Origin of the sequence: Staphylococcus caledonicus (genome assembly GCF_016238465.1) — a bacterium.
Classification (GTDB): domain Bacteria; phylum Bacillota; class Bacilli; order Staphylococcales; family Staphylococcaceae; genus Staphylococcus; species Staphylococcus caledonicus.
Genome location: NZ_JABTXV010000001.1, coordinates 1,040,879 through 1,067,856, shown reverse-complemented (window position 1 = coordinate 1,067,856; position 26,978 = coordinate 1,040,879). Strand labels below are relative to the sequence as shown.

The window sequence follows — 26,978 nt, the reverse complement described above, 5'->3', positions numbered from 1 at the left end:
ATTCTACAAACATAAATGAATAATCTTTGTCGTGATGAATAAAAATATATGATAAAATAACAAATGCTAAGAAAAAAACTGAGGTGTAAATATGATAGGAATTATAGGAGCTATGGAAGAAGAAGTAGCTATTTTAAAAGATAAATTAACAGAAATGAGCGAAGTAACAGTAGCCCATGTAAAATTTTATCGTGGTAAATTAAATGATAAAGAAGTTGTCTTAACTCAAAGCGGTATTGGTAAAGTTAACGCTGCAATTTCAACAACTTTATTGATTGAAAAATTTAATCCACAAGTTATTATCAATACTGGTTCAGCAGGCGCTTTAGATGAGCAACTCGCAGTAGGTGATATATTAATTAGTAATGATGTAATGTATCATGATGCAGATGCAACAGCATTCGGGTATGAATACGGTCAAATTCCACAAATGCCAGCTAAATTCCACGCAAATGATGAACTTTTAACTTTAACTGAAAAGGTTATTACTGAGCAAAATTATAACGCTAAAGTCGGTCAAATTGTTAGTGGTGATAGTTTTATTGGCAGTGCAGAACAGCGTCTTGTTCTTAAACGTCAATTTCCAGAGGCAATGGCGGTCGAAATGGAAGCAACTGCAATAGCTCAGACGTGTTATCAATTCAAAGTACCATTTATTGTAACTCGTGCAGTTTCTGATTTGGCAAATGGCGAAGCAGAAATGTCATTTGAAGAATTTTTAGGACAAGCTGCGAAATCTTCAAGTACTATCGTAGAGCAATTAATTTTAACACTATAAATAATTGATAAAGGTGACGAATATATGGGATTAATAAAAAAATTTTTTATGCCAAATGATTACGTTAAATCAGTTTTTCAAATAGATATTGAGAAACTTGCTAAATCTGGCTTTAAAGGGATAATTACTGATTTAGATAATACTCTAGTAGGTTGGGATGTAAAATCACCAACTATTGAAATACAACAATGGTTTAAAAAAGCGAATGATTTAGGAATTACAATTACAATTGTTTCGAATAATAATGAAGACCGTGTTTCAAGTTTTTCAAAAGACTTAGATGTAGATTTTATTTTCAAAGCTCGTAAACCTATGGGTAAATCTTTTAATAAAGCAATTAAGTATATGAATATTAAACCAGAAGAAACGATTGTTATTGGAGATCAAATGTTAACAGACGTCTTCGGAGGTAATCGCAATGGCTTATACACGATTATGGTAGTACCTGTGAAAAGAACAGATGGTTTAGTGACTAGGTTTAATAGAATCATTGAACGTCGCTTATTAAATTACTTCAAGAATAAAGGTTATATTACATGGGAGGAAAATTGAATGGATGACACTTTAAAATGTATTGGTTGCGGAGCACCATTACAATCTGAAGATAAAAATGCGCCAGGTTATGTGCCCGAGCACAACCTGTTTAGAGAAGATGTTATTTGTCAAAGATGTTTTAGACTAAAAAATTATAACGAAATTCAAGATGTTGGAATGGATAGTGAAGACTTTTTAAATTTACTTAATGGTCTAGCTGAGCGACAAGGAATTATAGTAAATGTTGTCGATATTTTTGACTTCGAAGGCTCTTTTATTAACGCATTAAAGCGTATTGTAGGTAATAAAAAAATCATTTTAGTAGCAAATAAATTAGACTTACTTCCTAAACAAATTAATAAACGTCGCGTTAAAGATTGGCTTAAGAAAACGGCTAGAAAATATGGAATGAAAGCTGAGGAAGTTGTATTAATTTCTGCCTACAAAGGATGGGGCATTGATGAGTTATTAACAACTATTGATAAGCATCGTAATAACAATGATGTTTATATCGTCGGGACTACAAATGTAGGTAAATCTACACTTATTAACAAGCTTATTGAAGAGAGCGTTGGTGAGAAAAATGTAGTCACTACTTCTAGATTTCCTGGAACTACTTTAGATATGATTGATATTCCATTAGATGAAAAGTCATTCATGTTTGATACACCAGGTATTATCCAATCACATCAGATGACTCATTATGTTTCTGACAAAGAATTGAAAGTAATCGTTCCTAAGAATGAAATTAAACAACGTGTCTTTCAATTAAACGAAGGTCAAACGTTATTTTTTGGTGGTTTAGCAAGAATTGATTATGTTTCTGGAGGCAAACGACCGTTAGTATGTTATTTTTCAAATGAATTAAATATTCATAGAACTAAAACTGAAAAAGCGAATGACTTATGGCGTAATCAAATTGGGAACGTGTTAACGCCACCTAGTGATCCAACGCAATTTGACATGAATGAAACTAAGGCGGTCAGATTAGAAACTGGAAAAGAAAAACGAGATGTTATGATTTCAGGGTTAGGCTTTATTACTATTGAAGCAGGGGCGAAGGTAATAGTAAGAGTGCCTAAAAATGTCGATGTCATATTACGTAATTCAATAATGTAAGGTGGTTTGTATATGAAATATGCGGTTATAGGCGATCCTATTTCACATTCCTTATCTCCAATAATGCACAATGCCAATTTTAAAGCATTAGGTATAGAAGCCTCATATGAAGCTTTACATGTTCCAACAAATGATTTTCACCATATTCGTGAAATTATTGAAGAAAAGCAGCTAGATGGGTTTAATATAACGATTCCTCATAAAGAGCGAATCATACCTTATTTAGATGAAATAGATGAGCAATCTAAAGCAGTCGGCGCTGTAAATACTGTTAAAATAGTTAATAATAGATGGATTGGTTATAACACGGATGGTTTAGGATATTTAACAGGTTTAAAACAAGTTTATCCCGATGTTGCCAATGCATATATTTTAATTTTAGGCGCTGGCGGTGCTAGTAAAGGTATAGCGAATGAATTAAGTCATTACGTTCAACCTAAGTTAACTGTTGCGAATAGAACGATGAGTCGCTTTGAAAGTTGGGATTTAGATATTAATGCTATCTCGCTTAAGGAAGCAGAAAATTATTTAGACGAATTTGATATTATCATTAATACTACGTCTGCAGGTTTAAACGACAATACTGATAGCGTAATTAGCCTTGAAAATTTATCACCTAATTCACTCGTTAGCGACATTGTCTATATACCTTATAAAACACCATTTTTAGAAATAGCTGAATCAAAAGGAAACCACATTCATAATGGCCTTGATATGTTTGTTTATCAAGGAGCTGAAAGTTTTAAAATTTGGACAGGTAAACAACCCAATATTCAAGAAATGAAATATGCAGTACTAAAAAATTTACAAGGAGAATAACATGCTAACAGGAAAACAAAAAAGATATTTAAGAAGTTTAGCGCATAATATTGATCCTATTTTTCAAATAGGAAAAGCAGGTATAAATGAAAATATGGTATCTCAAATAGATGATACCCTTGAAACACGTGAATTAATTAAAATCCATGTCTTACAGAATAATTTTGATGATAAAAAAGAATTAGCTACTACATTAAGCGAAGCAACTAATAGTGATATTGTTCAAATAATTGGGTCTATGATTGTTATCTATAGGGAATCTGAAGATAATAAACAAATTACGTTACCTTAATTGTAATATGACTAAAAAAATTGTTTTATATGGCGGTCAGTTTAATCCGATTCATACGGCCCATATGTTAGTTGCTAATGAAGTATTCTCACAAATAAAGCCTGATAAATTTTACTTTTTGCCAAGTTATATGGCACCTTTAAAAACACATGAAGATTATTTAGATGCTAAATTTAGAATTAAAATGATTGAAATGGTTATAGAAGAGCTAGGATTTGGAGACATTTGTTATGCTGAATTAGAAAGAAAAGGTCAGAGTTATACCTATGAAACATTAAAAAGCTTAGTTTCTGATAATCCCAATGCTGACTTTTATTTTGTTATTGGTACTGATCAGTATAAACAACTAGATAAATGGTATGAAATTGATAAGTTAAAGCAATTGATAACGTTCATTATCGTAAACAGAGATACAGATTTCCAAGAAGTGGAAAATAATATGATTTCGATTAATATACCACGTATGGATATTAGCTCTTCTATGATTAGAGAGAGAATTAAAAACCACGAAACAATCAACATCTTGGTCCCTCATAATGTTAATAACTATATTAGAGAGGAAGGATTCTATGAAGATTAAAAAAGCTGTTGAACTTGTTAAAGATAAATTGCCTGAAAAACGATTTAAACATTCATTAAGAGTGGCTGAAACTGCGGTTAAACTCGCTAAAATCTACGACGGCGATGAAAAGAAAGCTGAATTAGCTGGAGTGTTACACGACTATTGTAAATATGATGAATTAAGCACTATGTATCAAATTGTTCGACAATATGATTTAGATAGTGAATTGTTGAGTTATGGAGGAGAGATTCTTCATGGGCCAGTATGTGCTGCAATAATGGAAGCTGATTATAATGTAAAAGATGAAGAAGTGTTATTAGCCATCAAAAATCATACTACGGGTCGTAAAGAAATGACTAAAACTGAAAAATTAGTATTTATCGCTGACTATATTGAACCTGGCAGAAAAACTCCAGGAGTTGAAGAAATCAGAGATATGGCATACAATCAAGGTAGTTTAGATAAAACAATTTATGAAATATCTAAGCGTACAGTATTGTTTCTAATTAATAAAGATATAACAGTTTTTGGTGCAACAATTTCATGTTTAAACTATTATAATTATAGTGATCAAAGAATAAAGGATGATTAAATGAATTCAGAAGAATTATTAAATATTGCTGTCAATGCGACAGAAAATAAAAAAGCAGAAGATATTGTTTCTCTTAATATGCAAGGTATTAGTGATATGACTGATTATTTTGTAGTTTGTCATGGTAATAATGAACGACAAGTTCAATCAATAGCTCGAGCTGTAAAAGAAGCCGTACATGAAAACGAAATAGACGTTAAACGTATGGAAGGTTATCAAGGTGCAAGATGGGTGCTTATTGATTTAGCTGATGTTGTGGTTCATATATTCCATAAAGACGAACGAAATTATTATAATATTGAGAAACTATATCAAGATGCACCAATAGAAACATACGGTCAGGCTGTCTATTAAGATGTCTCAGTATGTTGAAATGAGTGCAGTATACGATCAATTAGCTCAAGATCAACCTTATGATAAATGGTACGATATAGTAAAATACTATACACAATCATTTAATAAAGACCTTAAGCTACTTGATATTGGTTGTGGCACTGGAAGCTTAACTTCAAAACTTACTTCTATTGGTTCGGTTACAGGCATAGATTTGAGCGCTGATATGCTATCTATTGCTGTAAATAAATCTAACCAAGTCACTTGGTTAGAAGGCGATATGACCGATTTTTCATTAAATACTAAATTTGATGTTATTACAATATTTTGTGATTCACTGAATTATTTACCAGATATTGAGGATGTTCAGCAAACATTTCAATGCGTAATGCAACATCTAGATGACTCTGGCATATTTATATTTGATGTCCACACTATTTTTAAAATGAATACGTTATTTAATAATCAATGTTATATTGATGAAAATGAACAAGTCTTCTTAGCATGGGAAGCTATTGCTGGCGAAGAACCAAATAGTGTATATCATGATATGAACTTTTTTATAAAAAATAGTGATGGTAATTATCATAGATTTGATGAATCTCATTACCAAAGAACGTTTGATAAAGATACTTATATTCAATTATTAAAACAAGTTGGTTTTTCTAATATTGAAACATTCGTAGATTTTAGCATCGAAAATCACGACGATAAAGGTGAACGATTATTTTTCGTCGCTCGCAAATAAATTTAAAGTAAACTCATCTTCTTATACGTTTATATGTATAAGGAGATGAGTTTTTTTGTTTAAAAGTAAAAATGAAATGATAACGTTTTTGAAGAAATGGCAACTATATATAGTTGCGGGTATTATAGCGATTAGCATCATTCTTTATACCACTTTACATAATAATATATCCCACAGAGATGAAAACGATAGTAATACTATTCAATATAGTCAGAATAAACGCACGAAAGATGAATATTCAACAGATAACCAACCCAATGCTCTTGATCATAAGAAAGGAATAACGAGCGATGATAATAACACCGGTCAACAAGACAATCAAAATATATATGTTGATTTAAAAGGAGCTGTAACAAAACCTGGCGTTTATATAATGAAATCTACTGATAGAATCAATGATTTAATAACTAAAGCCAAATTATTAAAAGATGCTGACATTTCGCAAATTAATTTATCAGAAAAGCTTGTAGATCAAAAGATGATTTATATTCCACACAAAAATGAAAATAATTCTAAAACTGAGTCAGTTATTACTCCAACAAGTAGTAGTGCTACTAAAACAAGTAACGTAAATCAGACTTCTACTAATAATAAAGTCAATTTAAACACAAGTAGTGAGAGTGAATTACTCAATGTACCTGGTATAGGCCCCACAAAAGTAAAAGAAATAATAAGCTATAGAGAAAAAACAGGAACCTTTCAAAGTGTAGAGGATTTAAAAAAGATAAAAGGAATTGGTGAAAAGACATTTGAAAAAATTAAAGAATATTTTACTGTATGAATAAAATAATATTGGATTGAATTGAAACTTAAACTATAATAATTAATATATTTTTAAAAGGAGCTGTTTAAATGGAACGAATTAAATGGGACGAGTATTTTATGGCTCAAAGTCATTTATTAGCACTGCGTTCAACATGTGAAAGACTCTCTGTTGGAGCTACAATAGTAAAAGATAACAGAATAATAGCTGGAGGCTATAATGGTTCAGTATCGGGTGAAGTTCATTGTATAGACGAAGGTTGCTTAATTGAAGATGGGCACTGTATTAGAACTATTCACGCAGAAATGAACGCTTTGTTACAATGTGCTAAACAAGGGGTGTCTACTGAAGGAGCAACAATCTATGTTACGCATTTTCCATGTTTAAATTGTACTAAATCAATCATTCAAGCTGGTATCACTCGAATTTATTATGCTCAAGACTATCATAATCATGACTATGCGCTTAAATTATTAAACCAGTCAGGCATTGAATATAAAAAAATTGCTTTTTCTCCTAGTAAAGTAGCTCAATACTTAACAGAATAATTTATGATTTACATTGCATTAAGTTTTTTAGCAGGTATATTATGGTTACACTTAAAATTATTTTCATTATTTGTAGCTACAATCTTATGTATAATAATAATGCGAAAACTATTTCGCATAGAATTTATTATTATTTTGAGCTTATTCTTTATTATAGGTTTCCTAACAGTTCAACATAATGAACAATTAAATAATAGATTAATTACACAAGCAACGAATAATCATAGCATTAATTCAGAAGTGAAATTTGGTAATAATTTTAAGATAGCTCATCATCTTATCAAAGGGGATTTTTATTATAATGGTGTAGATTATTTATTTACATTTAAATATAAAAATACAAAGCCACTCAATTTAGAACATAAAGCGTGTCATATTAAAGGGGACATTACTAATATTTTTAATGGTAAAGCTTATGTTTTTGTGAAAAACGTGGATTATAATTCATGTCATCAGATTGATAATACCACTTTTATTAATCGTCATTTGAATTTTATTTATAACAAGCTATATAAATCTACTTTACGTGAACCAGAAAAAATCATAGCTTTAATCTTTGGTGATACTAGTGCAATAAACCCGAACTATATTGAAGAAGTCAAAGATGTCGGAATCTATCATTTATTAGCAGTCAGTGGTTCACATATAGCTACCATTTCCTTTATTGTATATCAAAGCTTAGTAAGATTTAATCTACCTAAGTTGATCATTAATACTATAATTATTTTACTATTAATACTATTCGCTTTTTATACTGATTTTGCACCAAGTGCTTTAAGAGCCATTATTGGAACTATTATATTTATTGTACTTCCTCGAAAATACAAACTAACTTCCATCGATATATTAGGATTAGTATTTATTTTGTTAACAATGTGTTATCCAAATATTATATATGATATAGGATTTCAGTTTTCTTTTCTAATTTCCTTATTTATACTTTTGTCTTTACCACTCTTTAACAGTTCACCATTTAAAAATTTTCTATTGCTTTCACTTATCGCTCAACTTTCCTCATTTATTATTAGTATTTATCATTTTAATCAGTTACAATGGCTAGGTTTATTTTCTAATATCATATTCGTACCTTTATATAGCTTTGTTATATTTCCATTAGCTATATGTAATTTTATAGTTTATCATTTCGTTAACAATATAACTTTGTTAAACATAATAACTAATAAGATATTTAAGATACATGACTTATTATTGAATTTGTTTTTACCTTTTCAAAAATTGCGCCTATTTATAACTTTCCATTCTATGTTAGAACTTTTTATTTACTTTATTTTAATCTTTTTAATTATCTTATTTGTATGCCATAAGAGACTTATCCATAGTTTGCTTGTCATTTTATTATTTGTTACTTGTATAATTATCTTTACTAAACCTAGTTCTTCAACTATTACATTTTTAAATATTGGGCAAGGGGATAGTTTAATTTTTCAAACTAAAAGTCAAGAGACTGTTATGGTAGACACTGGTGGGAAAGAAAATAGTGCTGAAGAAAATTATCAAATATCAAAATATCATATTATGCCTACACTTAAGTCCAAAGGTATAAGCACGATTGATTATTTAATCATCACTCATCCTCATGCCGACCATATGGCTGAATTACCGTATCTAGCAAAACATCTAAAAATTAAAAAGTTAATGATATATTTAGCTAGTTATCCACCAAATAAACTTTCTATGATTGAACAAATATGCCATAGCAATCACATTCAATTAATCGATGCTTCCCGTATCAATACTATTAATTTAAATTCCTCTACTATTCATTTTTTTCATACTTATATCCCAACTAGCAGCGATAAGAACGAACAAAGTGTTATTCTTTTAATAGAGTATTTAAAATACAAGATATTACTGATGGGAGACGCTACTAAAAATAATGAAAATATATTAATACATAAATATAATCTACCGAAAATCGATATTTTAAAGGTAGGTCATCACGGCAGTAAAACTAGTAGTTCTGAAGAGTTTCTAAATATCATACGTCCATCTATTAGTGTGATATCAAGTGGTAAACATAATAAATATCATCTACCTAATGAGGAAACAATTGAAAAGTTAAAATCATTCAACAGTAAAATTTATAATACTCAAAATGATGGAGAAATTACAATTGACCTTGATAGAGATTTAAAAATATCTTTCAAATAAATCATAGTTAAGTAGTGATTATCACAATTCACATGATATAATATTTAAACGCTTTATATTTTGAAAGGATGCTCATTAACATGAGAAATAACGTAGTAGCTGTTTATGGTGAAGTACCAGAATTAGTAGAAAAGAAAAGTAATGAACTAGTCAATGACTTTTTAGAAGAAGGAAAAGATGATTTTAACTTCATTAAATTCAACCTATATGAAACTAACATATCTTCAATTATAGAAGAAGCTTTGACGTTGCCATTTATTTCTGAGAAAAAAGCAATTGTGATTAAAAATTCATTTATGTTTACCGGCGAAAAAGTTTCTAAAGAAATAACGCCTAATACAGATCAAGTTATTGAGTTTTTAGAGAAGTATGATGGTAATAATCTTTTAATCTTTGAAATTTACCAAAGTAAATTAGATGAACGTAAAAAATTAACAAAAACATTAAAGAATACTAGTAAGCTTTATAAAGTTGAACAAATGTCTGAACAAGAAATGAAATCATGGATTCAAAATAAATTACATGAAAATTATAAAGACATTAAACAAGATGCTTTAAATTTATTTATTGAGTTAACAGGAATTAATTTTAATGTTATATCACAAGAATTAGACAAGATTATATTATTTTTAGGGGATAGAACAACAATAAATAAGAATGATGTCAGTTTAATCATTAACCGTAGTTTAGAACAGAATGTATTTTTATTAACAGAATATATTCAAAAGGGAGATAAAAACAAAGCCATTCAGCTTGTTAAAGATTTAATAATAATGAAAGAAGAACCGATTAAATTATTAGCATTAATTACTAGTAATTACCGTCTTTATTATCAATGTAAGATTTTATCAAGAAAAGGGTATAGTGGCCAACAGATTTCTAAGACTATTAATGTGCACCCGTATAGAGTTAAGTTAGCTCTCGGACAAGTAAAGCATTATCAACTCAATGAATTACTTAATATTATTGATCATTGCGCAGAAACAGACTATAAGCTTAAATCTTCCTATATAGATAAACAATTAATTTTAGAATTATTAATACTTGCACTATAAAAGCAATAAAAAAGTTCAAGCACTAGGCTTGAACTTTTAAAATTATTTACTTGATGACATTAATTTTGATTTAATGCGATCAGCTTTGTTTGAGTGAATTAAGTTACTTTGTGAAGCTTTATCAACTGTTTTAATTGCAAAGTTAACTAATTCAGCTTTATTATCAGCATTGTTTTCAATCGCTGTTTTAGCTCTTTTTACTGCTGTACGCATCGTATTTTTTTGTGAAATATTACGAGCTTCAGCATTATTAGTTGTTTTCACACGTTTAATAGCAGATTTAATATTTGGCATTACTGTCACCTCCTAAAAGTGATCTTAAGCATATCAAATTTTATTTTGATTACAACAAGAAATATTTTATCAAAACAAAGGTGTTTGTGCAATCATTAATTATAGCTTACTAGTGATTATTACTATTTAAATAGTATTAGCTATTGGAATGCAAAACTCAACACTTTATAATTACATTATAACAAGTTATCAAGTTCGTTAAATCACGATTAATTCGAAAGATTCAATTTTAATATATTATTACCTTTATTAGGTTTGCAATTAAGTATTAAAAACGATATTATATCAAAGATGTATACATACACGGGCTAATTTTATGAAAGCGAGAATGATAGGTCATGGATATGCAAGAACGCTATAACAGAAGAGAAAATATACGAAATTTTTCTATTATTGCTCATATTGATCATGGTAAATCAACATTAGCAGATAGAATTTTAGAAAATACGAAATCTGTTGAAACACGAGACATGCAAAATCAATTATTAGATTCAATGGATTTAGAGCGAGAACGAGGCATTACAATCAAATTAAATGCAGTACGTTTGAAATACGAGGCTAATGATGGCCAAACTTATACTTTCCATCTTATAGATACACCAGGACACGTCGACTTCTCTTATGAAGTATCAAGATCATTAGCTGCATGTGAAGGTGCTATTCTAGTAGTTGACGCTGCTCAAGGAATTGAGGCACAAACTCTAGCAAATGTTTATTTAGCACTAGATAATGAATTAGAATTATTACCTGTTGTAAATAAAATTGATTTACCTGCTGCTGAACCTGAAAGAGTTAAACAAGAACTTGAAGATGTCATCGGTCTAGACCAAGATGATGTGGTGTTAGCAAGTGCGAAATCTAACATAGGTATTGAAGAAATTCTAGAGAAAATAGTTGAAGTAGTTCCTCCACCAGAGGGTGATCCTAGTGCCCCACTTAAAGCATTAATCTTTGATTCTGAGTATGATCCTTACCGAGGTGTAATTTCATCTATACGTGTAATGGAAGGCGTAGTGAAAGCGGGCGACCGTATTAAAATGATGGCTACTGGCAAAGAGTTTGAGGTAAGTGAAGTAGGAATTAATACTCCTAAACAATTACCAGTAGAGGAACTAACTGTTGGTGACGTTGGTTATATCATTGCTAGTATTAAAAATGTAGATGACTCACGTGTAGGTGACACTATCACACATGCTAATAGACCTGCAGAATCACCACTTAAAGGTTATAAGAAAATGAACCCAATGGTATATTGTGGTTTATTCCCAATTGAAAATAAAGATTATAATGATTTAAGAGAAGCGTTAGAGAAGTTACAATTAAATGATGCTTCTTTAGAGTTTGAACCTGAATCTTCACAAGCATTAGGCTTTGGTTTTAGAACTGGATTCTTAGGTATGCTTCATATGGAAATTATTCAAGAACGTATTGAACGTGAATTCGGAATTGAATTAATTGCTACTGCACCATCCGTTATATACCAATGTATAATGAAAGACGGCTCAGAAGTTACAGTAGATAACCCAGCCCAAATGCCAGAGCGTGATAGAATAGAAGCTATTTATGAACCGTATGTTAAAGCTACTATGATGGTTCCAAATGATTATGTAGGTGCCGTTATGGAATTATGTCAACGTAAACGTGGACAATTTATCAACATGGACTACTTAGATGACATCCGAGTTAACATCGTTTATGAAATTCCACTATCTGAAGTAGTATTCGACTTTTTCGATCAATTAAAATCAAATACTAAAGGTTATGCTTCATTTGATTATGAATTCATTGAAAATAAAGTAAGTAACCTGGTTAAAATGGATATCTTATTAAATGGTGATACTGTAGATGCTTTAAGTTTCATCGTGCATAGAGACTTCGCCTATGAAAGAGGTAAAGCACTAGTTGAAAAACTTAAAACATTAATTCCTAGACAACAGTTTGAAGTACCTGTTCAAGCTGCTATTGGACAAAAAATCGTAGCTAGAACTAACATTAAATCAATGGGTAAAAATGTTTTATCTAAATGTTATGGTGGCGATATAAGTCGTAAACGTAAATTATTAGAAAAACAAAAAGCTGGTAAAGCTAAAATGAAAGCAGTTGGTAACGTAGAAATACCACAAGATGCTTTCTTAGCAGTATTAAAAATGGACGACGAATAGTTAACAAAGAGGTTGAGACAGTTATAAATTAAGATTTTAATGTTTAAATATGGTGGAAAGTATGTACTATTAAACTATTTATTTTCTCCCATTGTTAAAATCTTCAATGTTATTGTCTCAGTCTCTTTTTAATTCAATTATAAAATAAGTGAAGGTGTAAATATGACGGTCAAAAGTGCATATATCCATATTCCGTTTTGCGTTAGAATATGTACTTATTGTGATTTCAATAAGTATTTTATTGATAAACAACCTGTAGATGAATATCTAACTGCGTTAATTAAAGAAATGAAGACAAGTTCTAATAGGGAGTTAGACACTATGTATGTAGGGGGAGGAACACCTACTGCACTTAGTGAAGCACAACTTGAAAGATTATTAGAAGCAATCACTTCTATCTTTTCAATTAGTGGAGAATTTAGTTTTGAAGCTAATCCAGATGAATTAACTTTTAATAAAGTGAAATTGCTAAAACAATACGGGGTAAATAGAATTTCAATGGGTGTACAAACTTTCAAACCTGAATTATTACGCATTCTTGGCAGAACTCATGAGACGGAAGATATATATAATGCAGTAAATAATGCTAGAAAAGCAGGCATTCAATCTATAAGCCTCGATTTAATGTATCATTTGCCTGAACAAACTTTAGAAGACTTTTCAGACAGTTTAAATAGAGCAATAAATATGGATATCGATCATATCTCAAGTTATGGCCTAATTTTAGAGCCTAAAACTCAATTTTATAATATGTATCGAAAAGGTAAGTTGAAATTACCAAATGAAGACTTAGGCGCTGAAATGTACCAGTATTTAATGAATACTCTCGAAAATACACCTTTTAACCAATATGAAATTTCTAATTTCGCTAAAAATAACCATGAGTCATATCATAATAAAGTGTATTGGCTTAATGAAGAGTATTATGGTTTCGGAGCCGGGGCAAGTGGTTATGTAAATGGAGGAAGGTATACAAACTTAAATCCAGTCCAACATTACATCAATAAAGTGAATAATGATGAAAAGCCTATATTAACAAGCAATACACCGACACTTGAGGAAAAAATGGAAGAAGAAATGTTCTTAGGTTTAAGAATGAATAAAGGCGTAAGCAGAGAAAAATTTAACCTTAAATTTAAAGTTTCTATAGATAAGGTTTTTGGCCACACTATTGATAGTTTAAAAACTAAAGAACTATTAAAAGAACAAGATGGATATATTTCTTTAACTGAACGTGGAAAAGTGATTGGAAATGAGGTTTTTGAAGCTTTTCTGTTAAATATATAGATATTTTAAAAAAGTAATGCTTTAACGTTGACTTACTTTGACCAATTTGATAAATTATAATTAGCACTTGAGAGGAAACAGTGCTAATGAGGTGAAAACATGATTACAGATAGACAATTAAGCATTTTAAATGCAATTGTTGAAGATTATGTTGATTTAGGACAACCAATTGGTTCTAAGACATTGATTGACAGACATCATTTAGATGTCAGTCCAGCAACGATTAGGAATGAAATGAAATATCTAGAAGAATTAAACTTTCTAGAAAAAACACATTCATCTTCAGGTCGTTCTCCTTCAGAAGAAGGATTTAGACTTTACGTCAATCAATTGTTAAAGAAAACATCTCATCAAAAACACAATAAAGTTCAACGATTAAATCAACTCTTGATTGAGAATCACTACGATATTTCTTCAGCATTAAATTATTTTGCAAATGAATTATCAATGAAATCTCAATATGCAACGTTGGTTGTTCGTCCAGACCACAATAAAGATATTATAAATAACGTTCATTTAATACGTGCAAATCAATCGATTATTATAATGGTGATTATTTACAATTCAGGGCACGTAGAACACTTACATTTGCATTCATACATCAATTTAGACAATGATAGGTTAATTGATATTTCTAATTTCATTAGCCAACAATATAGCGATAAAACTTTCAACTTTAAAGATAAAATTAAAGCGTTTGTTAACTCTAATGAAGAAGAACTATTTATTAATAATATTGTTCATATGCTTAATTCACATCTTCACAAACAAAGTAATAGCATTTTTATGGGTGGAAAGGTTAAACTAATTGATGCATTGAATGAATCAAATGTTTCGTCAATTCAACCAATTTTACAATATTTAGAGTCAGAGCGGATTACTGAATTGTTAGAAGATATTTCTTCTTCTGAAATTAATGTCAAAATTGGAAAAGAAATTGATGAAAGTCTTAGTGATATCTCAATTGTTACTAGCCAATATCACTTTGATCATTCTCTAAAAGGACAAATAGCGGTTATTGGACCAACTGCAATGCATTATCAAAATGTGATTCAATTACTTAACCAAATTTGGTGAGTTTAATTGTAATTATATTGGAGGGTAAAAAATGACAGAAAAAGATGAATCAGTAAAAAATACTACTGAAAATACTGAAGAAAATGAAACAACTAATGAAGAAACATCATCAGTAGAAAATGCTGAAACTGCTACAGTTGAAAATGATAATTCACAAGATAGTGATGAAAGTGAAGAAACATCAGTAGATCCTAAAGATGAGGGAATTCAGCAATTACAATTAAAAGCGAATGAAAATGAAGAAAAATATTTAAGATTGTACGCAGAATTCGAAAATTATAAACGTAGAATTCAAAAAGAAAATGAAACTAATAAAAAATATCAATCACAACGCGTGTTAACTGATATTTTACCTACAATTGATAATATTGAACGTGCTTTACAAATTGAAGGTAGCGATGAATCATTTAAATCATTGCAAAAAGGTGTACAAATGGTTCATGAAAGCTTATTAAGAGCACTTCAAGAAAATGGTCTTGAAGAAATTAAATCTGAAGGTCAAGAATTTGATCCTAATTATCACCAAGCTGTAGTTCAAGATGATAATCCTGATTTCAAATCTGGAGAAATTACTCAAGAACTACAAAAAGGGTATAAATTAAAGGATAGAGTTCTAAGACCATCAATGGTTAAAGTAAATCAATAAAGCATTTGATGAAAATACCATTTTAACAAATAATTATATTGGAGGAATTTTATTATGAGTAAAGTAATCGGTATAGACTTAGGTACAACAAATTCATGTGTAGCTATTTTAGAAGGTGACGAACCTAAAGTAATTCAAAACCCTGAAGGTGCTAGAACTACTCCATCAGTAGTAGCATTCAAAAACGGTGAAACTCAAGTTGGTGAAGTAGCTAAACGTCAAGCTATTACTAACCCTAATACAGTTCAATCAATTAAACGTCATATGGGTACTGACTATAAAGTTGATATTGAAGGCAAATCATATACTCCTCAAGAAATTTCAGCAATGGTTTTACAAAACCTTAAAAACACTGCAGAAAGCTATTTAGGAGATAAAGTTGATAAAGCAGTTATCACAGTTCCTGCATACTTCAATGATGCTGAACGTCAAGCTACAAAAGACGCTGGTAAAATTGCTGGTTTAGAAGTTGAACGTATTATTAACGAACCAACTGCTGCTGCATTAGCTTATGGTTTAGACAAAACTGAACAAGACCAAAAAGTATTAGTATTCGACTTAGGTGGCGGTACATTTGACGTTTCTATCCTTGAATTAGGCGATGGCGTATTTGAAGTACTTTCAACTGCTGGTGATAATAAACTTGGTGGTGACGACTTTGACCAAGTAATTATCGATCACTTAGTTTCAGAATTCAAAAAAGAAAACGGCGTAGACTTATCACAAGATAAAATGGCATTACAACGTCTTAAAGATGCTGCTGAAAAAGCTAAAAAAGACTTATCAGGCGTTTCTCAAACTCAAATTTCATTACCATTCATCTCAGCTGGTGAAAATGGTCCATTACACTTAGAAATTAGTTTAACTCGTTCTAAATTTGAAGAATTAGCTGATTCATTAATTAGAAGAACTATGGAACCTACTCGTCAAGCACTTAAAGACGCTGGTTTATCTACTTCAGAAATCGATGAAGTTATCTTAGTAGGTGGTTCAACTCGTATCCCAGCTGTTCAAGAAGCAGTTAAAAAAGAAATTGGTAAAGATCCTCACAAAGGTGTTAACCCTGACGAAGTAGTAGCAATGGGTGCTGCTATCCAAGGTGGCGTTATCACTGGCGACGTTAAAGATGTCGTATTATTAGACGTTACACCATTATCACTTGGTATTGAAATCATGGGCGGACGTATGAACACATTAATTGAACGTAATACAACTATCCCAACTTCAAAATCTCAAGTATACTCAACTGCAGCTGATAACCAACCAGCAGTAGACATTCACGTGTTACAAGGTGAACGCCCAATGGCATCAGATAATAAAACATTAGGTAGATTCCAATTAACTGATATTCCACCTGCTCCACGTGGCGTACCTCAAATCGAAGTTACATTCGATATTGATAAAAACGGTATCGTAAATGTTACTGCAAAAGACTTAGGTACTAATAAAGAACAAAATATCACAATTCAATCAAGCTCAGCTTTATCTGATGAAGAAATCGATCGTATGGTTAAAGATGCAGAAGAAAATGCTGAAGCAGATAAAAGCCGTCGTGAAGAAGTAGACTTAAGAAATGAAGCAGATAGCTTAGTATTCCAAGTTGAAAAAACTATTAAAGACTTAGGTGAAAACATTAGCGAAGATGACAAATCTAATGCTGAAAGTAAAAAAGATGCTTTAAAATCTGCCCTTGAAGGTCAAGATTTAGAAGACATTAAAGCTAAAAAAGAAGAACTTGAAAAAGTAATTCAAGATTTATCAGCTAAAGTTTATCAACAAGCTCAACAACAAGCACAAGGTGCTGATGCTCAACAACAAGGCAATAATGACAGCAATGTAGAAGATGCTGAATTTAAAGAAGTAAATGACGATGAAGATAAAAAATAATCGCTAATCGTTTATAAGGTTCGCTAAATTAGTTAAACCACTATAAATGTCAGCCAAAAAGTCAAAGTCAATTGAACATTGGCTTTGACTTTTTCTTTTGTATTTACAATACTTGGAGATGCTCATAAAAATACCGCTTTAAAAGGAGAGATGAAATTGGCTAAAAGAGATTATTATGAAGTCTTAGGCGTTAGCAAAGGCGCATCAAAAGATGAAATAAAAAAAGCTTACCGTAAATTATCAAAAAAATATCACCCTGATATTAATAAAGAAGAAGGTGCCGACGAGAAGTTCAAAGAAATCTCTGAAGCATACGAAGTACTAAGTGATGACAATAAACGTGCTAATTATGATCAATTTGGTCACGAAGGTCCGCAAGGTGGCTTCGGAAGCCAAGGATTTGGCGGCCAAGATTTCAGTGGCTTTGGTGGCGGATTCGAAGACATATTTAGTTCATTCTTCGGTGGCTCACGTCAAAGAGATCCTAATGCGCCACGTAAAGGCGATGATTTACAATATACAATGACATTAGAATTCGAAGAAGCAGTCTTTGGAACTAAAAAAGAAATATCTATCCGTAAAGACGTCACTTGTCACACATGTAATGGTGATGGCGCTAAACCTGGCACTAGTAAGAAAACTTGTAGTTATTGTAACGGCGCAGGCCATGTTTCAGTAGAACAAAATACTATTTTAGGCCGAGTTAGAACTGAACAAACTTGTCCTAAGTGTGATGGCTCTGGTCAAGAGTTTGAAGAACCATGTCCAACTTGTCATGGTAAAGGTACAGAAAATAAAACAGTTAAACTAGAAGTAACAGTTCCAGAAGGTGTCGATAACGATCAACAAATTCGTTTAGCAGGCGAAGGTACACCAGGAGAAAATGGTGGACCACACGGTGATTTATATGTAGTATTCCGTGTTAGACCTTCAGATAAATTTGAACGTGATGGCGATGATTTATATTACAATCTAAATGTTAGTTTCCCACAAGCTTCATTAGGTGACGAAATTAAAGTTCCAACACTTAAAGGGCATGTCATGTTAACTATTCCTGCAGGCACACAAACAGGTAAACAGTTCCGCTTAAAAGACAAAGGTGTCAAAAATGTTCATGGTTACGGTCACGGTGATTTATTTGTTAACATTAAAGTGGTTACACCAACTAAACTTACAGATAAACAAAGAGAACTAATGAGAGAATTTGCAGAAATTAGTGGGGAAACTTTAGAAGAACAACCTTCTAATTTCAAAGATAAAGCACGCAAATTTTTTAGAGGAGAATAAATGATGAACTGGACAGAACTTTCAATTGTAGTTAACCATGAAGTTGAGCCTTTAGTAACTGATATACTCGAAGATAATGGATCAAACGGTGTAGTTATAGAAGATTCTGATGATTTAATCAATCAACCTGCAGATAAATTTGGCGAAATTTATGAATTGAAAAAAGAGGACTATCCTGAACAAGGCGTTAGATTAAAAGCTTATTTCAATGATTTAACTTATTCGTCTCAATTCAGAGATAAATTAGAGAATCAAATTTTATCACTAGAGGGAATTGACACTGATATTGTGAACTTTTCTGAAAAAACTATCGCAGAAGTAGATTGGGCAAACGAATGGAAAAACTACTTTCATCCTTTTAGAGCGTCAAAGAGATTTACAATCGTTCCTAGCTGGGAAGACTATACTAAAGAAACAGATGCAGAATTATGCATCGAATTAGACCCTGGAATGGCATTTGGAACAGGTGACCATCCGACAACGAGTATGTGTTTAAAAGCAATAGAGCATTATGTATCTCCTCAAAACTCAGTGATTGATGTAGGTACAGGCTCTGGAATATTGAGTATCGCTTCTCACTTAATAGGTGTTAAGAGAATTAAAGCACTCGATATAGATGAAATGGCTGTAAATGTTGCTAAAGAAAACTTTAGAAAAAATAATTGTGAAGATTCAATTGAAGCTGTGCCAGGAAATTTATTGCAAGATGAAACTGAAAAATTTGATATTGTAATCGCAAATATTTTAGCTCATATTATTGATGATATGATTGAAGATGCATATAATACTTTAAATAAAGAAGGCTATTTTATTACTTCTGGTATAATTGAAGAAAAACATGAAGAAATTCTATCTCACATGAAGCGTGTAGGATTTGAAATAGTATCAATCAATCATGACAACGGTTGGGTATGCATCGTTGGTCAGAAAGTGAGTGAATAAATTGCAAAGGTACTTTATAGATCAAAACGCTGATGAAGATCAGCGTTTTTTTATAACAAATAAGGAAGATATACATCATATAACGAATGTCATGAGAAACTCAGTTGGTAATAAGGTTATAGTAACTTTCAAAAACAAAGAAGTTTACACAACTGAGATTACGCAAATTACACCTCAAGAAATTGAACTTAAACTCATTCAAAAGTTAGATATAAATACCGAACTACCTATGCATATTACAATTTGTAGTGGATTAATAAAATCCGATAAATATGAATGGATGATTCAAAAGGCTACAGAGATGGGTGCATCAGAATTTATCGCTGTAGAAATGGATAGATCTGTTGCCAAATTACCACCAAACAAAACTCAGAAGAAGTTAGAACGTTGGCAAAAAATTATCAAAGAGGCAGCAGAACAAAGTTATCGTTTAATCGTTCCTAATATTAAATTCGAGTCGAATTTAAATAAAATTTATGATACTATTAGTCATTATGACTATATTTTATTAGCATATGAAGATGAAGCGAAACGTGGGGAAATTAGCTTGTTCAAGGATGCTTTGAGACAATTTAAGACTAACGATCGCATATTAATCATATTTGGGCCAGAAGGTGGATTTTCTGAAAAAGAAATCATAACCTTCAAAGATGTAAGTACTAATGTTGGCTTAGGTCCAAGAATTTTACGGGCAGAAACAGCACCGCTTTACGCATTGAGTGCTATAAGTTTTGAAAAAGAATTAATGGGGTGAATTTCATGTCAACAGTTGCGTTTCACACATTAGGTTGTAAAGTTAACCATTATGAAACTGAAGCAATTTGGCAATTATTTAAAGAAGCAGATTACGATAGAGTAGATTTTGAAACAAATGCAGATGTCTTTGTTATCAATACTTGTACCGTAACTAATACTGGCGATAAAAAAAGTAGACAAATTATACGTAGAGCGATTCGTCAAAATCCAGATGCAGTAGTTTGTGTGACAGGATGTTATGCACAAACATCATCTGCCGAAATTATGGAAATTCCTGGAGTAGATGTCGTTGTCGGCACACAAGATAGATATAAATTATTAGACTATATTGACCAGTTCAGAGCAGAACGTCAACCGATTAACGGTGTTGGAAATATTATGAAGAACCGTACATATGAAGAGTTAGATGTTCCATATTTCACTGATAGAACTAGAGCTTCTCTTAAAATTCAAGAAGGTTGTAACAATTTCTGTACGTTTTGCATAATTCCATGGGCACGTGGATTAATGCGTTCTAGAGATCCTGAAAAAGTAGTAGAACAAGCAACTCAACTAGTACAATCAGGATATAAAGAAATCGTTCTTACAGGTATTCATACTGGTGGATATGGCCAAGATTTAAAAAATTACAACTTAGCACAGCTATTAAGAGATTTAGAAGAAATTGATGGCTTAGAGCGTATTAGAATTTCATCAATCGAAGCTAGTCAACTTACTGATGAAGTCATCGACGTTTTAAAACAATCCAATAAAGTTGTTAGACACTTACACGTACCATTGCAATCAGGTTCTGACACAGTGTTAAAACGTATGAGAAGAAAATATACTATGGAACATTTCTCTGAAAGATTAACGAAATTACATGATGCATTACCAGACTTAGCTATTACTAGCGATGTCATTGTTGGCTTCCCAGGTGAGACTGAAGAAGAATTCCAAGAAACATTTGATTTTATTGTTAAGCATAAATTTTCAGAGTTACATGTTTTTCCTTATTCATCACGTATCGGTACACCTGCAGCACGTATGGATGACCAAATTGATGAACAGATTAAAAATGAACGTGTGCATAAATTGATTGCATTAAGTGATCAACTTGCTAAAGACTATGCTTCTAAATTCGAAAATGAAGTGTTAGAAGTCATTCCAGAAGAAGCAGGCGAAAAAGAAGGCACATTAGTAGGTTATGCTGATAATTATATGAAAGTGGAATTTGAAGCTGATGAATCATTAATTGGCCAAATTGTAAAAGTTAAAATCTTAAAAGCTGATTATCCAATTAATATTGGTAATGCTATTAGAGTAGTAGACCATGCAACTAATAAATCAGAACAAGGTGTACTATTATAAATTTTTAAAATTATAAAGATTTGCAATTGACCATAATTATTTCATATATTATACTAAGTAAAGCATAGTCATATAGCACTATGCGACTAATGACTTTAAAGTTTCGTTGATATTTGGAGGGAGGGAAATACAGATGTCTAAAACAGTAGTACGTAAAAATGAATCACTAGAAGATGCATTACGTAGATTTAAACGTTCAGTATCTAAAAGTGGTACTATCCAAGAAGTACGTAAACGTGAATTTTACGAAAAACCAAGTGTTAAACGTAAAAAGAAATCAGAAGCTGCACGTAAACGTAAATTCAAATAATTAATAGCTCTGTTGACTCCCTCAACAAGAATATTAATTATAAATATGCTCTCGATTAGTGTAAACTAATCGGGAGTTTTTTCTTTTTAAAGATATTATTCTAACACTATAAACTCCCTATATATTAATGTATAATCGAAAATGAGAGCGAGGTGAAATTGTGAACTATTTTAATGCGATACATATCATTTTCAATTCGATTTTATCTACTAATACATGGATGAACCAATTATCCGATATTATTACTAGCCCACTTATCTCCTTAATACTGACTTGTATTATCTTTTTAGGCTTTCTCTATCAATTATACTCGAAAAGAGTAAATCTTATGGGTATTATTGCAAGTCTTGCACTTTTAGTTCTATTTTTAGGTTTTCTAGTAAGTGGCGATGTTAACTTAGTATCTGTACTCTTATTTTTCGTTGGTGCGATACTGGTTATTATTGAATTATTTGTAATTGGTGCGATTATTGGAATCATAGGAATCACTTTAATTGTATTAAGTATAATTATGCTTGGAGATAACATATTATTAATGTTAATGAATGTAGTGATTGCTTCTATTCTAGCTATTATTGAATGGGTGATATTGGTGAAAATTTTCAAACGTAGAATTCCATTTCTAGATAAAGTCGTTTTAAAAGATTCAACGAATGCAGAAGCAGGTTATAGATCTCACGATGACCGTTCTCACTTGATAGGACAAACAGCACAAACTATAACTGACCTTAGACCAGCAGGAATTATTTCACTAGATAACGAAAGAATTGATGCTGTCTCTGATGGAGCGTTCATACTTAGAAATAAGCAAGTTAAAATTCTTGAAGTTGAAGGTACAAGAGTTGTAGTTAGAGAAATTGAATAATTATAAAGGAGCGATTTAATGTTTGGAATAGGTATTATCATAATTGCTGTCATTATTGTCATAGCATTATTAATTTTATTCTCATTTGTACCAGTAGGACTTTGGATATCTGCAATAGCTGCTGGCGTTAAAGTAGGTATTGGTACTTTAGTAGGTATGAGATTACGTCGTGTTTCCCCACGTAAAGTGATTGGTCCATTAATCAAAGCACATAAAGCTGGTTTGAACTTAACAACTAATCAACTAGAATCTCACTATTTAGCAGGTGGTAATGTAGACAGAGTGGTTGACGCTAACATTGCTGCTCAACGTGCAGACATCAATTTACCATTCGAACGTGCTGCTGCAATTGACTTAGCAGGCCGTGATGTATTAGAAGCTGTTCAAATGTCAGTAAACCCTAAAGTTATTGAAACACCATTTATAACTGGTGTGGCTATGAACGGTATTGAAGTTAAAGCCAAAGCAAGAATTACTGTACGTGCGAACATTTCACGTTTAGTCGGTGGTGCGGGTGAAGAAACAATTATCGCTCGTGTTGGTGAAGGTATTGTTTCAACTATCGGTTCAAGTGAACATCATACTCAAGTACTTGAAAATCCAGATAACATTTCTAAAACAGTATTAAGTAAAGGATTAGACTCAGGTACTGCATTTGAAATCCTATCTATTGATATCGCCGATGTAGATATCGGTAAAAATATCGGTGCTGACTTACAAACTGAACAAGCACTTGCTGATAAAAATATTGCACAAGCTAAAGCAGAAGAACGTCGTGCAATGGCTGTAGCTTCAGAACAAGAAATGAAAGCTCGTGTTCAAGAAATGCGCGCTAAAGTAGTAGAAGCAGAATCTGAAGTTCCACTTGCAATGGCTGAAGCTTTACGTAAAGGTAATATTGGCGTTAAAGATTATTATAACTTGAAAAATATTGAAGCCGATACAGGAATGAGAAACGCCATTAATCAACGTTCAGAACAAAATGACGATGAATCACCAGAGTAAACGATAAGGGGTGATTAAATGGATATAGGTATTATCATATTTATAATATCTATCATTATTTCAGGTGTTAGTGCTTTACGTGATAAAAGTCATGAGCAACGTCAGAACCAACGTCCACCTCAACGTAAAACTACTTCACCTAATCAAAAGCCCAAGCAACAAAAAGGGTTTTTCGAACAAATTGAAGAAGCTTTTAGCGAATTAGAGAAGGGATTTTCAGATGATGAAACAACTTCTCAAAAAAGAAAAGAAGTTCCTAAAAACAAAAGAACCGTTTATCAAGATCAACAACTTGAAAGGGAAATTTTAGAGGAACAATCTTCTGAAGAATTAGAACGTTCACAAAGAACTGTTCAACGTCATACCGACCGTCAGACTAGACAAACAAACTCAACTCGCGGTAGTGACCAAGAACGTCAAAAATTACAAAAAGAATTGGAATCGGAGTTAGTCGATAATCTATATAACGTTCGAGCTGAAATTGATAGAGAAAAAGAGAAGCAACTTACTCATATTGAAAATAGAGCCCGTTCAATTATTAGCGACAAAAACTTATCCGAACGTACTAAACGATTCAAATTAAAGCAATTGCTTAATAGCAAGAATATAGAGCAAAATATGACCCATGAAAAGCTACAATTTGATAGCGATCCAGTTATTAACGGTGTCATATGGCAAGAAATATTGAATAAACCAAAGCAATTATAGCTATATTGGCGAAGCCTAGAACTTTCCTAGTGAAAGATTTCTAGGCTTTTTTAATTTAATATACAAATTAAGCGGTTTATTTAAATAACTATACGATGATATTTACACCTAACACGCCCTATAAATCAATAAAATTTGTATACTTAAGCATTGTTTAGTAAAATTTATATGGAAGACGTTATTACTATAATTTAATATATACTTGTTTTAGTGAGAATCATTTGCTAAATTTGATTACTCATTTTCAAATTATTACATATGTGAATTAATAACCAATTTACATTGAAATATATAACTTTGTATTAGTGAAAAGGAGCGCTTATATGCCTGGAATAATTCAAATAGAAGACATCAATCATTCTCAAGCTTTAATAGGAAATAATGATGAACACTTAAAAGCTATTGAGGAATCATTTGATGTTGAGATACATGCTCGTGGACAAGAAATCGCTGTTAAAGGACAAGTATTAGAGCATGTTGAAAAAGCAGAATTAGTTCTAAAAAATTTATTGAAGGTAATTGAATTAGGAAATACAGTTACTTTAAAAGATGTTGAAGCCGCAATAAAAATGGCTCAAAATGATACAATTCAATATCTATTAGATTTATATGACGAAGAAATTACTAAGGATGCATTTGGTAAAACTATACGTGCCAAAACAATGGGTCAACGTTTATATGTGAATGCTATGAAAAGAAATGATTTAGTATTCGGTATTGGACCGGCTGGAACAGGTAAAACATTTTTAGCTGTGGTTTATGCAGCTAAACAATTAAGAAAAGGGAATGTTAAACGTATCGTTTTAACACGTCCAGCAGTAGAAGCCGGAGAATCACTAGGGTTTTTACCAGGGGATTTAAAAGAAAAAGTAGATCCTTACTTAAGACCTTTATATGATGGTTTGAATACTGTGCTAGGCAGAGAACAAACTGCGCGTTTCATTGAACGTGGTACCATTGAAATTGCACCTTTAGCATATATGCGTGGTCGTACGATTGATGATGCATTCGTTATACTAGACGAAGCTCAGAATACAACACATGCTCAAATGAAAATGTTCTTAACAAGATTAGGCTTTGGTTCGAAAATGGTAGTTACAGGAGATCAAACTCAAATTGATTTACCTAAAGGAGTTAAGAGTGGCTTAAAAGAAGCCGTCAAGAAACTACGAGATGTGAAAGGTATAACTATTATGCAATTAGACCAAAGTGACGTTGTAAGACATCCATTAGTTAGTAAAATCATTGACCGTTATGAAGGAGATATCTAAATGTTTACAATTGATTTTAATGATCACACTGAATTAGTAAAGGAAGATTGGTATCAACAAATCGATAAACTCCTCACTTTCGCTAAAGAACAAGAGGGCATCAAAGAGGATGCTGAACTTTCTGTTACATTTGTAGATAAAGACGAAATCCAACAAATTAATAAAATGTATAGAGACAAAGATAAAGTTACAGATGTTATTTCATTTGCTTTAGAAGAAGATGAACCTGAGATTACTGGATTAGATATGCCAAGAGTGCTTGGCGATATTATTATCTGTACGGATGTAGCTCAAGAACAAGCAGAATCGTATGGGCATTCTTTCGAACGTGAACTTGGTTTCTTATCTCTACATGGTTTCTTACATTTATTAGGCTATGATCACATGAATGAAGAAGATGAAAAAAGAATGTTTGGCCGTCAAGACACTATATTAAATGCATATGGACTGACAAGAGATTAAACTTTTTAAAAGGTTTCAACATACCTTTGATGGTTTTAAAACACTTCTTCTAAAAGATCATAATTATATACTGCATATTATTATTGCAATACTCACTATTGTTTTAGGATTCATTTTCAATTTAAATAGTATTGAATGGATGTTTATATTATTAGCAATATTTTTAGTGTTAACATTAGAAGCTGTGAATACTGCTATTGAATGTGTCGTAGATCTAGTAACTATGGAGTATCATGAACTGGCTAAGCAAGCTAAAGATATCGCAGCATTTAGTGTGTTGTTAGTTTCAATATTAGCATTAATTATTGGACTAATTGTTTTTATACCACATATTTTTTAGGGGAAAAGGGGATA

General features: G+C 31.5%; 30 protein-coding genes. 29 read left to right on the top strand and 1 reads right to left on the bottom strand.

The features are described from left to right. Positions 1 to 91 precede the first annotated feature (91 nt). The 13 genes from mtnN (at position 92) to holA (ending at position 10,315) form a co-directional block, all read left to right on the top strand. Positions 92 to 778 carry a 5'-methylthioadenosine/S-adenosylhomocysteine nucleosidase gene (gene mtnN / locus HS848_RS05365; RefSeq protein WP_107508317.1) on the top strand — a complete coding sequence of 229 codons (687 nt, stop codon included), beginning with the start codon at positions 92 to 94 and terminating at the stop codon, positions 776 to 778. A gap of 24 nt (positions 779 to 802) precedes the next feature. Next, the gene (locus tag HS848_RS05360; protein ID WP_198611510.1) at positions 803 to 1,330 is read left to right on the top strand and encodes a YqeG family HAD IIIA-type phosphatase; all 528 of its coding nucleotides are present in this window, start codon (positions 803 to 805) and stop codon (positions 1,328 to 1,330) included. Next, positions 1,331 to 2,431, top strand: a complete 1,101-nt coding sequence (gene yqeH / locus HS848_RS05355) for a ribosome biogenesis GTPase YqeH (RefSeq protein ID WP_198611509.1) — start codon at positions 1,331 to 1,333, stop codon at positions 2,429 to 2,431. Positions 2,432 to 2,443: 12 nt separating this feature from the next. Then, positions 2,444 to 3,250: a shikimate dehydrogenase gene (aroE, locus tag HS848_RS05350; RefSeq protein WP_198611508.1), complete on the top strand. Its 807-nt coding sequence runs from the start codon at positions 2,444 to 2,446 to the stop codon at positions 3,248 to 3,250. Position 3,251: 1 nt separating this feature from the next. Next, positions 3,252 to 3,542: a ribosome assembly RNA-binding protein YhbY gene (yhbY, locus tag HS848_RS05345; RefSeq protein ID WP_103167096.1), complete on the top strand. Its 291-nt coding sequence runs from the start codon at positions 3,252 to 3,254 to the stop codon at positions 3,540 to 3,542. 7 nt (positions 3,543 to 3,549) lie between these two features. Then, positions 3,550 to 4,122, top strand: coding sequence for a nicotinate-nucleotide adenylyltransferase (locus HS848_RS05340; RefSeq protein ID WP_198611507.1), 573 nt, complete (start codon positions 3,550 to 3,552; stop codon positions 4,120 to 4,122). After that, positions 4,112 to 4,696 (top strand): bis(5'-nucleosyl)-tetraphosphatase (symmetrical) YqeK, encoded by a 585-nt coding sequence (gene yqeK / locus HS848_RS05335; RefSeq protein WP_107508322.1) that lies wholly within the window; start codon positions 4,112 to 4,114, stop codon positions 4,694 to 4,696. The genes HS848_RS05340 and yqeK overlap by 11 nt, the downstream gene beginning before the upstream one ends. Beyond that, the gene (rsfS, locus tag HS848_RS05330; protein WP_198611506.1) at positions 4,697 to 5,050 is read left to right on the top strand and encodes a ribosome silencing factor; all 354 of its coding nucleotides are present in this window, start codon (positions 4,697 to 4,699) and stop codon (positions 5,048 to 5,050) included. It abuts the gene before it with no gap. A 1-nt stretch (position 5,051) separates the two neighbouring features. Then, the gene (locus HS848_RS05325; protein ID WP_198611505.1) at positions 5,052 to 5,777 is read left to right on the top strand and encodes a class I SAM-dependent DNA methyltransferase; all 726 of its coding nucleotides are present in this window, start codon (positions 5,052 to 5,054) and stop codon (positions 5,775 to 5,777) included. Between the two features lie 55 nt (positions 5,778 to 5,832). Then, a complete protein-coding gene (locus HS848_RS05320) occupies positions 5,833 to 6,558 on the top strand; it encodes a helix-hairpin-helix domain-containing protein (protein WP_198611504.1) in 726 nt (241 codons plus the stop codon). A 71-nt stretch (positions 6,559 to 6,629) separates the two neighbouring features. Continuing rightward, a complete protein-coding gene (locus tag HS848_RS05315; protein WP_107508565.1) occupies positions 6,630 to 7,088 on the top strand; it encodes a ComE operon protein 2 in 459 nt (152 codons plus the stop codon). A gap of 3 nt (positions 7,089 to 7,091) precedes the next feature. Beyond that, positions 7,092 to 9,260: a DNA internalization-related competence protein ComEC/Rec2 gene (locus HS848_RS05310; protein ID WP_198611503.1), complete on the top strand. Its 2,169-nt coding sequence runs from the start codon at positions 7,092 to 7,094 to the stop codon at positions 9,258 to 9,260. 80 nt (positions 9,261 to 9,340) lie between these two features. After that, positions 9,341 to 10,315: a DNA polymerase III subunit delta gene (holA, locus tag HS848_RS05305; RefSeq protein WP_198611502.1), complete on the top strand. Its 975-nt coding sequence runs from the start codon at positions 9,341 to 9,343 to the stop codon at positions 10,313 to 10,315. Between the two features lie 42 nt (positions 10,316 to 10,357). Here holA and rpsT read toward each other — a convergent pair whose 3' ends face one another. Further along, positions 10,358 to 10,609: a 30S ribosomal protein S20 gene (rpsT, locus tag HS848_RS05300; protein ID WP_103167625.1), complete on the bottom strand. Its 252-nt coding sequence runs from the start codon at positions 10,607 to 10,609 to the stop codon at positions 10,358 to 10,360. Positions 10,610 to 10,947: 338 nt separating this feature from the next. Here rpsT and lepA point away from each other — a divergent pair, with 338 nt between their 5' ends. The 16 genes from lepA (at position 10,948) to HS848_RS05220 (ending at position 26,964) form a co-directional block, all read left to right on the top strand. Continuing rightward, on the top strand, positions 10,948 to 12,771 hold the full coding sequence (gene lepA / locus HS848_RS05295) for a translation elongation factor 4 (RefSeq protein ID WP_103167472.1): 1,824 nt from the start codon (positions 10,948 to 10,950) through the stop codon (positions 12,769 to 12,771). Positions 12,772 to 12,933: 162 nt separating this feature from the next. Beyond that, positions 12,934 to 14,058, top strand: coding sequence for a radical SAM family heme chaperone HemW (gene hemW / locus HS848_RS05290; RefSeq protein ID WP_198611501.1), 1,125 nt, complete (start codon positions 12,934 to 12,936; stop codon positions 14,056 to 14,058). A 99-nt stretch (positions 14,059 to 14,157) separates the two neighbouring features. Further along, entirely contained in the window at positions 14,158 to 15,135 is a 978-nt protein-coding gene (gene hrcA, locus HS848_RS05285; RefSeq protein ID WP_198611500.1) for a heat-inducible transcriptional repressor HrcA, read from the top strand. Between the two features lie 31 nt (positions 15,136 to 15,166). After that, positions 15,167 to 15,781 (top strand): nucleotide exchange factor GrpE, encoded by a 615-nt coding sequence (gene grpE, locus HS848_RS05280; RefSeq protein ID WP_198611499.1) that lies wholly within the window; start codon positions 15,167 to 15,169, stop codon positions 15,779 to 15,781. A gap of 54 nt (positions 15,782 to 15,835) precedes the next feature. Then, positions 15,836 to 17,668 carry a molecular chaperone DnaK gene (dnaK, locus tag HS848_RS05275; protein WP_107508558.1) on the top strand — a complete coding sequence of 611 codons (1,833 nt, stop codon included), beginning with the start codon at positions 15,836 to 15,838 and terminating at the stop codon, positions 17,666 to 17,668. A gap of 156 nt (positions 17,669 to 17,824) precedes the next feature. After that, positions 17,825 to 18,955 (top strand): molecular chaperone DnaJ, encoded by a 1,131-nt coding sequence (gene dnaJ, locus HS848_RS05270; RefSeq protein ID WP_107508557.1) that lies wholly within the window; start codon positions 17,825 to 17,827, stop codon positions 18,953 to 18,955. 3 nt (positions 18,956 to 18,958) lie between these two features. Beyond that, positions 18,959 to 19,897, top strand: coding sequence for a 50S ribosomal protein L11 methyltransferase (gene prmA / locus HS848_RS05265; protein ID WP_107508567.1), 939 nt, complete (start codon positions 18,959 to 18,961; stop codon positions 19,895 to 19,897). A gap of 1 nt (position 19,898) precedes the next feature. After that, complete coding sequence (locus tag HS848_RS05260; protein ID WP_198611694.1) at positions 19,899 to 20,651, top strand: 16S rRNA (uracil(1498)-N(3))-methyltransferase; 753 nt, start codon at positions 19,899 to 19,901, stop codon at positions 20,649 to 20,651. 5 nt (positions 20,652 to 20,656) lie between these two features. Continuing rightward, positions 20,657 to 22,003, top strand: coding sequence for a tRNA (N(6)-L-threonylcarbamoyladenosine(37)-C(2))-methylthiotransferase MtaB (gene mtaB / locus HS848_RS05255; protein WP_198611498.1), 1,347 nt, complete (start codon positions 20,657 to 20,659; stop codon positions 22,001 to 22,003). Between the two features lie 133 nt (positions 22,004 to 22,136). Next, positions 22,137 to 22,313 carry a 30S ribosomal protein S21 gene (gene rpsU / locus HS848_RS05250; RefSeq protein ID WP_000048060.1) on the top strand — a complete coding sequence of 59 codons (177 nt, stop codon included), beginning with the start codon at positions 22,137 to 22,139 and terminating at the stop codon, positions 22,311 to 22,313. 220 nt (positions 22,314 to 22,533) lie between these two features. Continuing rightward, positions 22,534 to 23,178 carry an NfeD family protein gene (locus HS848_RS05245; protein WP_232806106.1) on the top strand — a complete coding sequence of 215 codons (645 nt, stop codon included), beginning with the start codon at positions 22,534 to 22,536 and terminating at the stop codon, positions 23,176 to 23,178. An 18-nt stretch (positions 23,179 to 23,196) separates the two neighbouring features. After that, complete coding sequence (gene floA / locus HS848_RS05240; RefSeq protein ID WP_107506198.1) at positions 23,197 to 24,183, top strand: flotillin-like protein FloA; 987 nt, start codon at positions 23,197 to 23,199, stop codon at positions 24,181 to 24,183. Between the two features lie 18 nt (positions 24,184 to 24,201). Continuing rightward, positions 24,202 to 24,891, top strand: coding sequence for a hypothetical protein (locus HS848_RS05235; protein ID WP_198611497.1), 690 nt, complete (start codon positions 24,202 to 24,204; stop codon positions 24,889 to 24,891). Positions 24,892 to 25,214: 323 nt separating this feature from the next. Next, on the top strand, positions 25,215 to 26,162 hold the full coding sequence (locus HS848_RS05230) for a PhoH family protein (RefSeq protein WP_198611496.1): 948 nt from the start codon (positions 25,215 to 25,217) through the stop codon (positions 26,160 to 26,162). After that, a complete protein-coding gene (ybeY, locus tag HS848_RS05225; protein ID WP_198611495.1) occupies positions 26,163 to 26,624 on the top strand; it encodes an rRNA maturation RNase YbeY in 462 nt (153 codons plus the stop codon). Beyond that, the gene (locus HS848_RS05220; RefSeq protein WP_107508550.1) at positions 26,620 to 26,964 is read left to right on the top strand and encodes a diacylglycerol kinase family protein; all 345 of its coding nucleotides are present in this window, start codon (positions 26,620 to 26,622) and stop codon (positions 26,962 to 26,964) included. The genes ybeY and HS848_RS05220 overlap by 5 nt, the downstream gene beginning before the upstream one ends. Positions 26,965 to 26,978 lie beyond the last annotated feature (14 nt).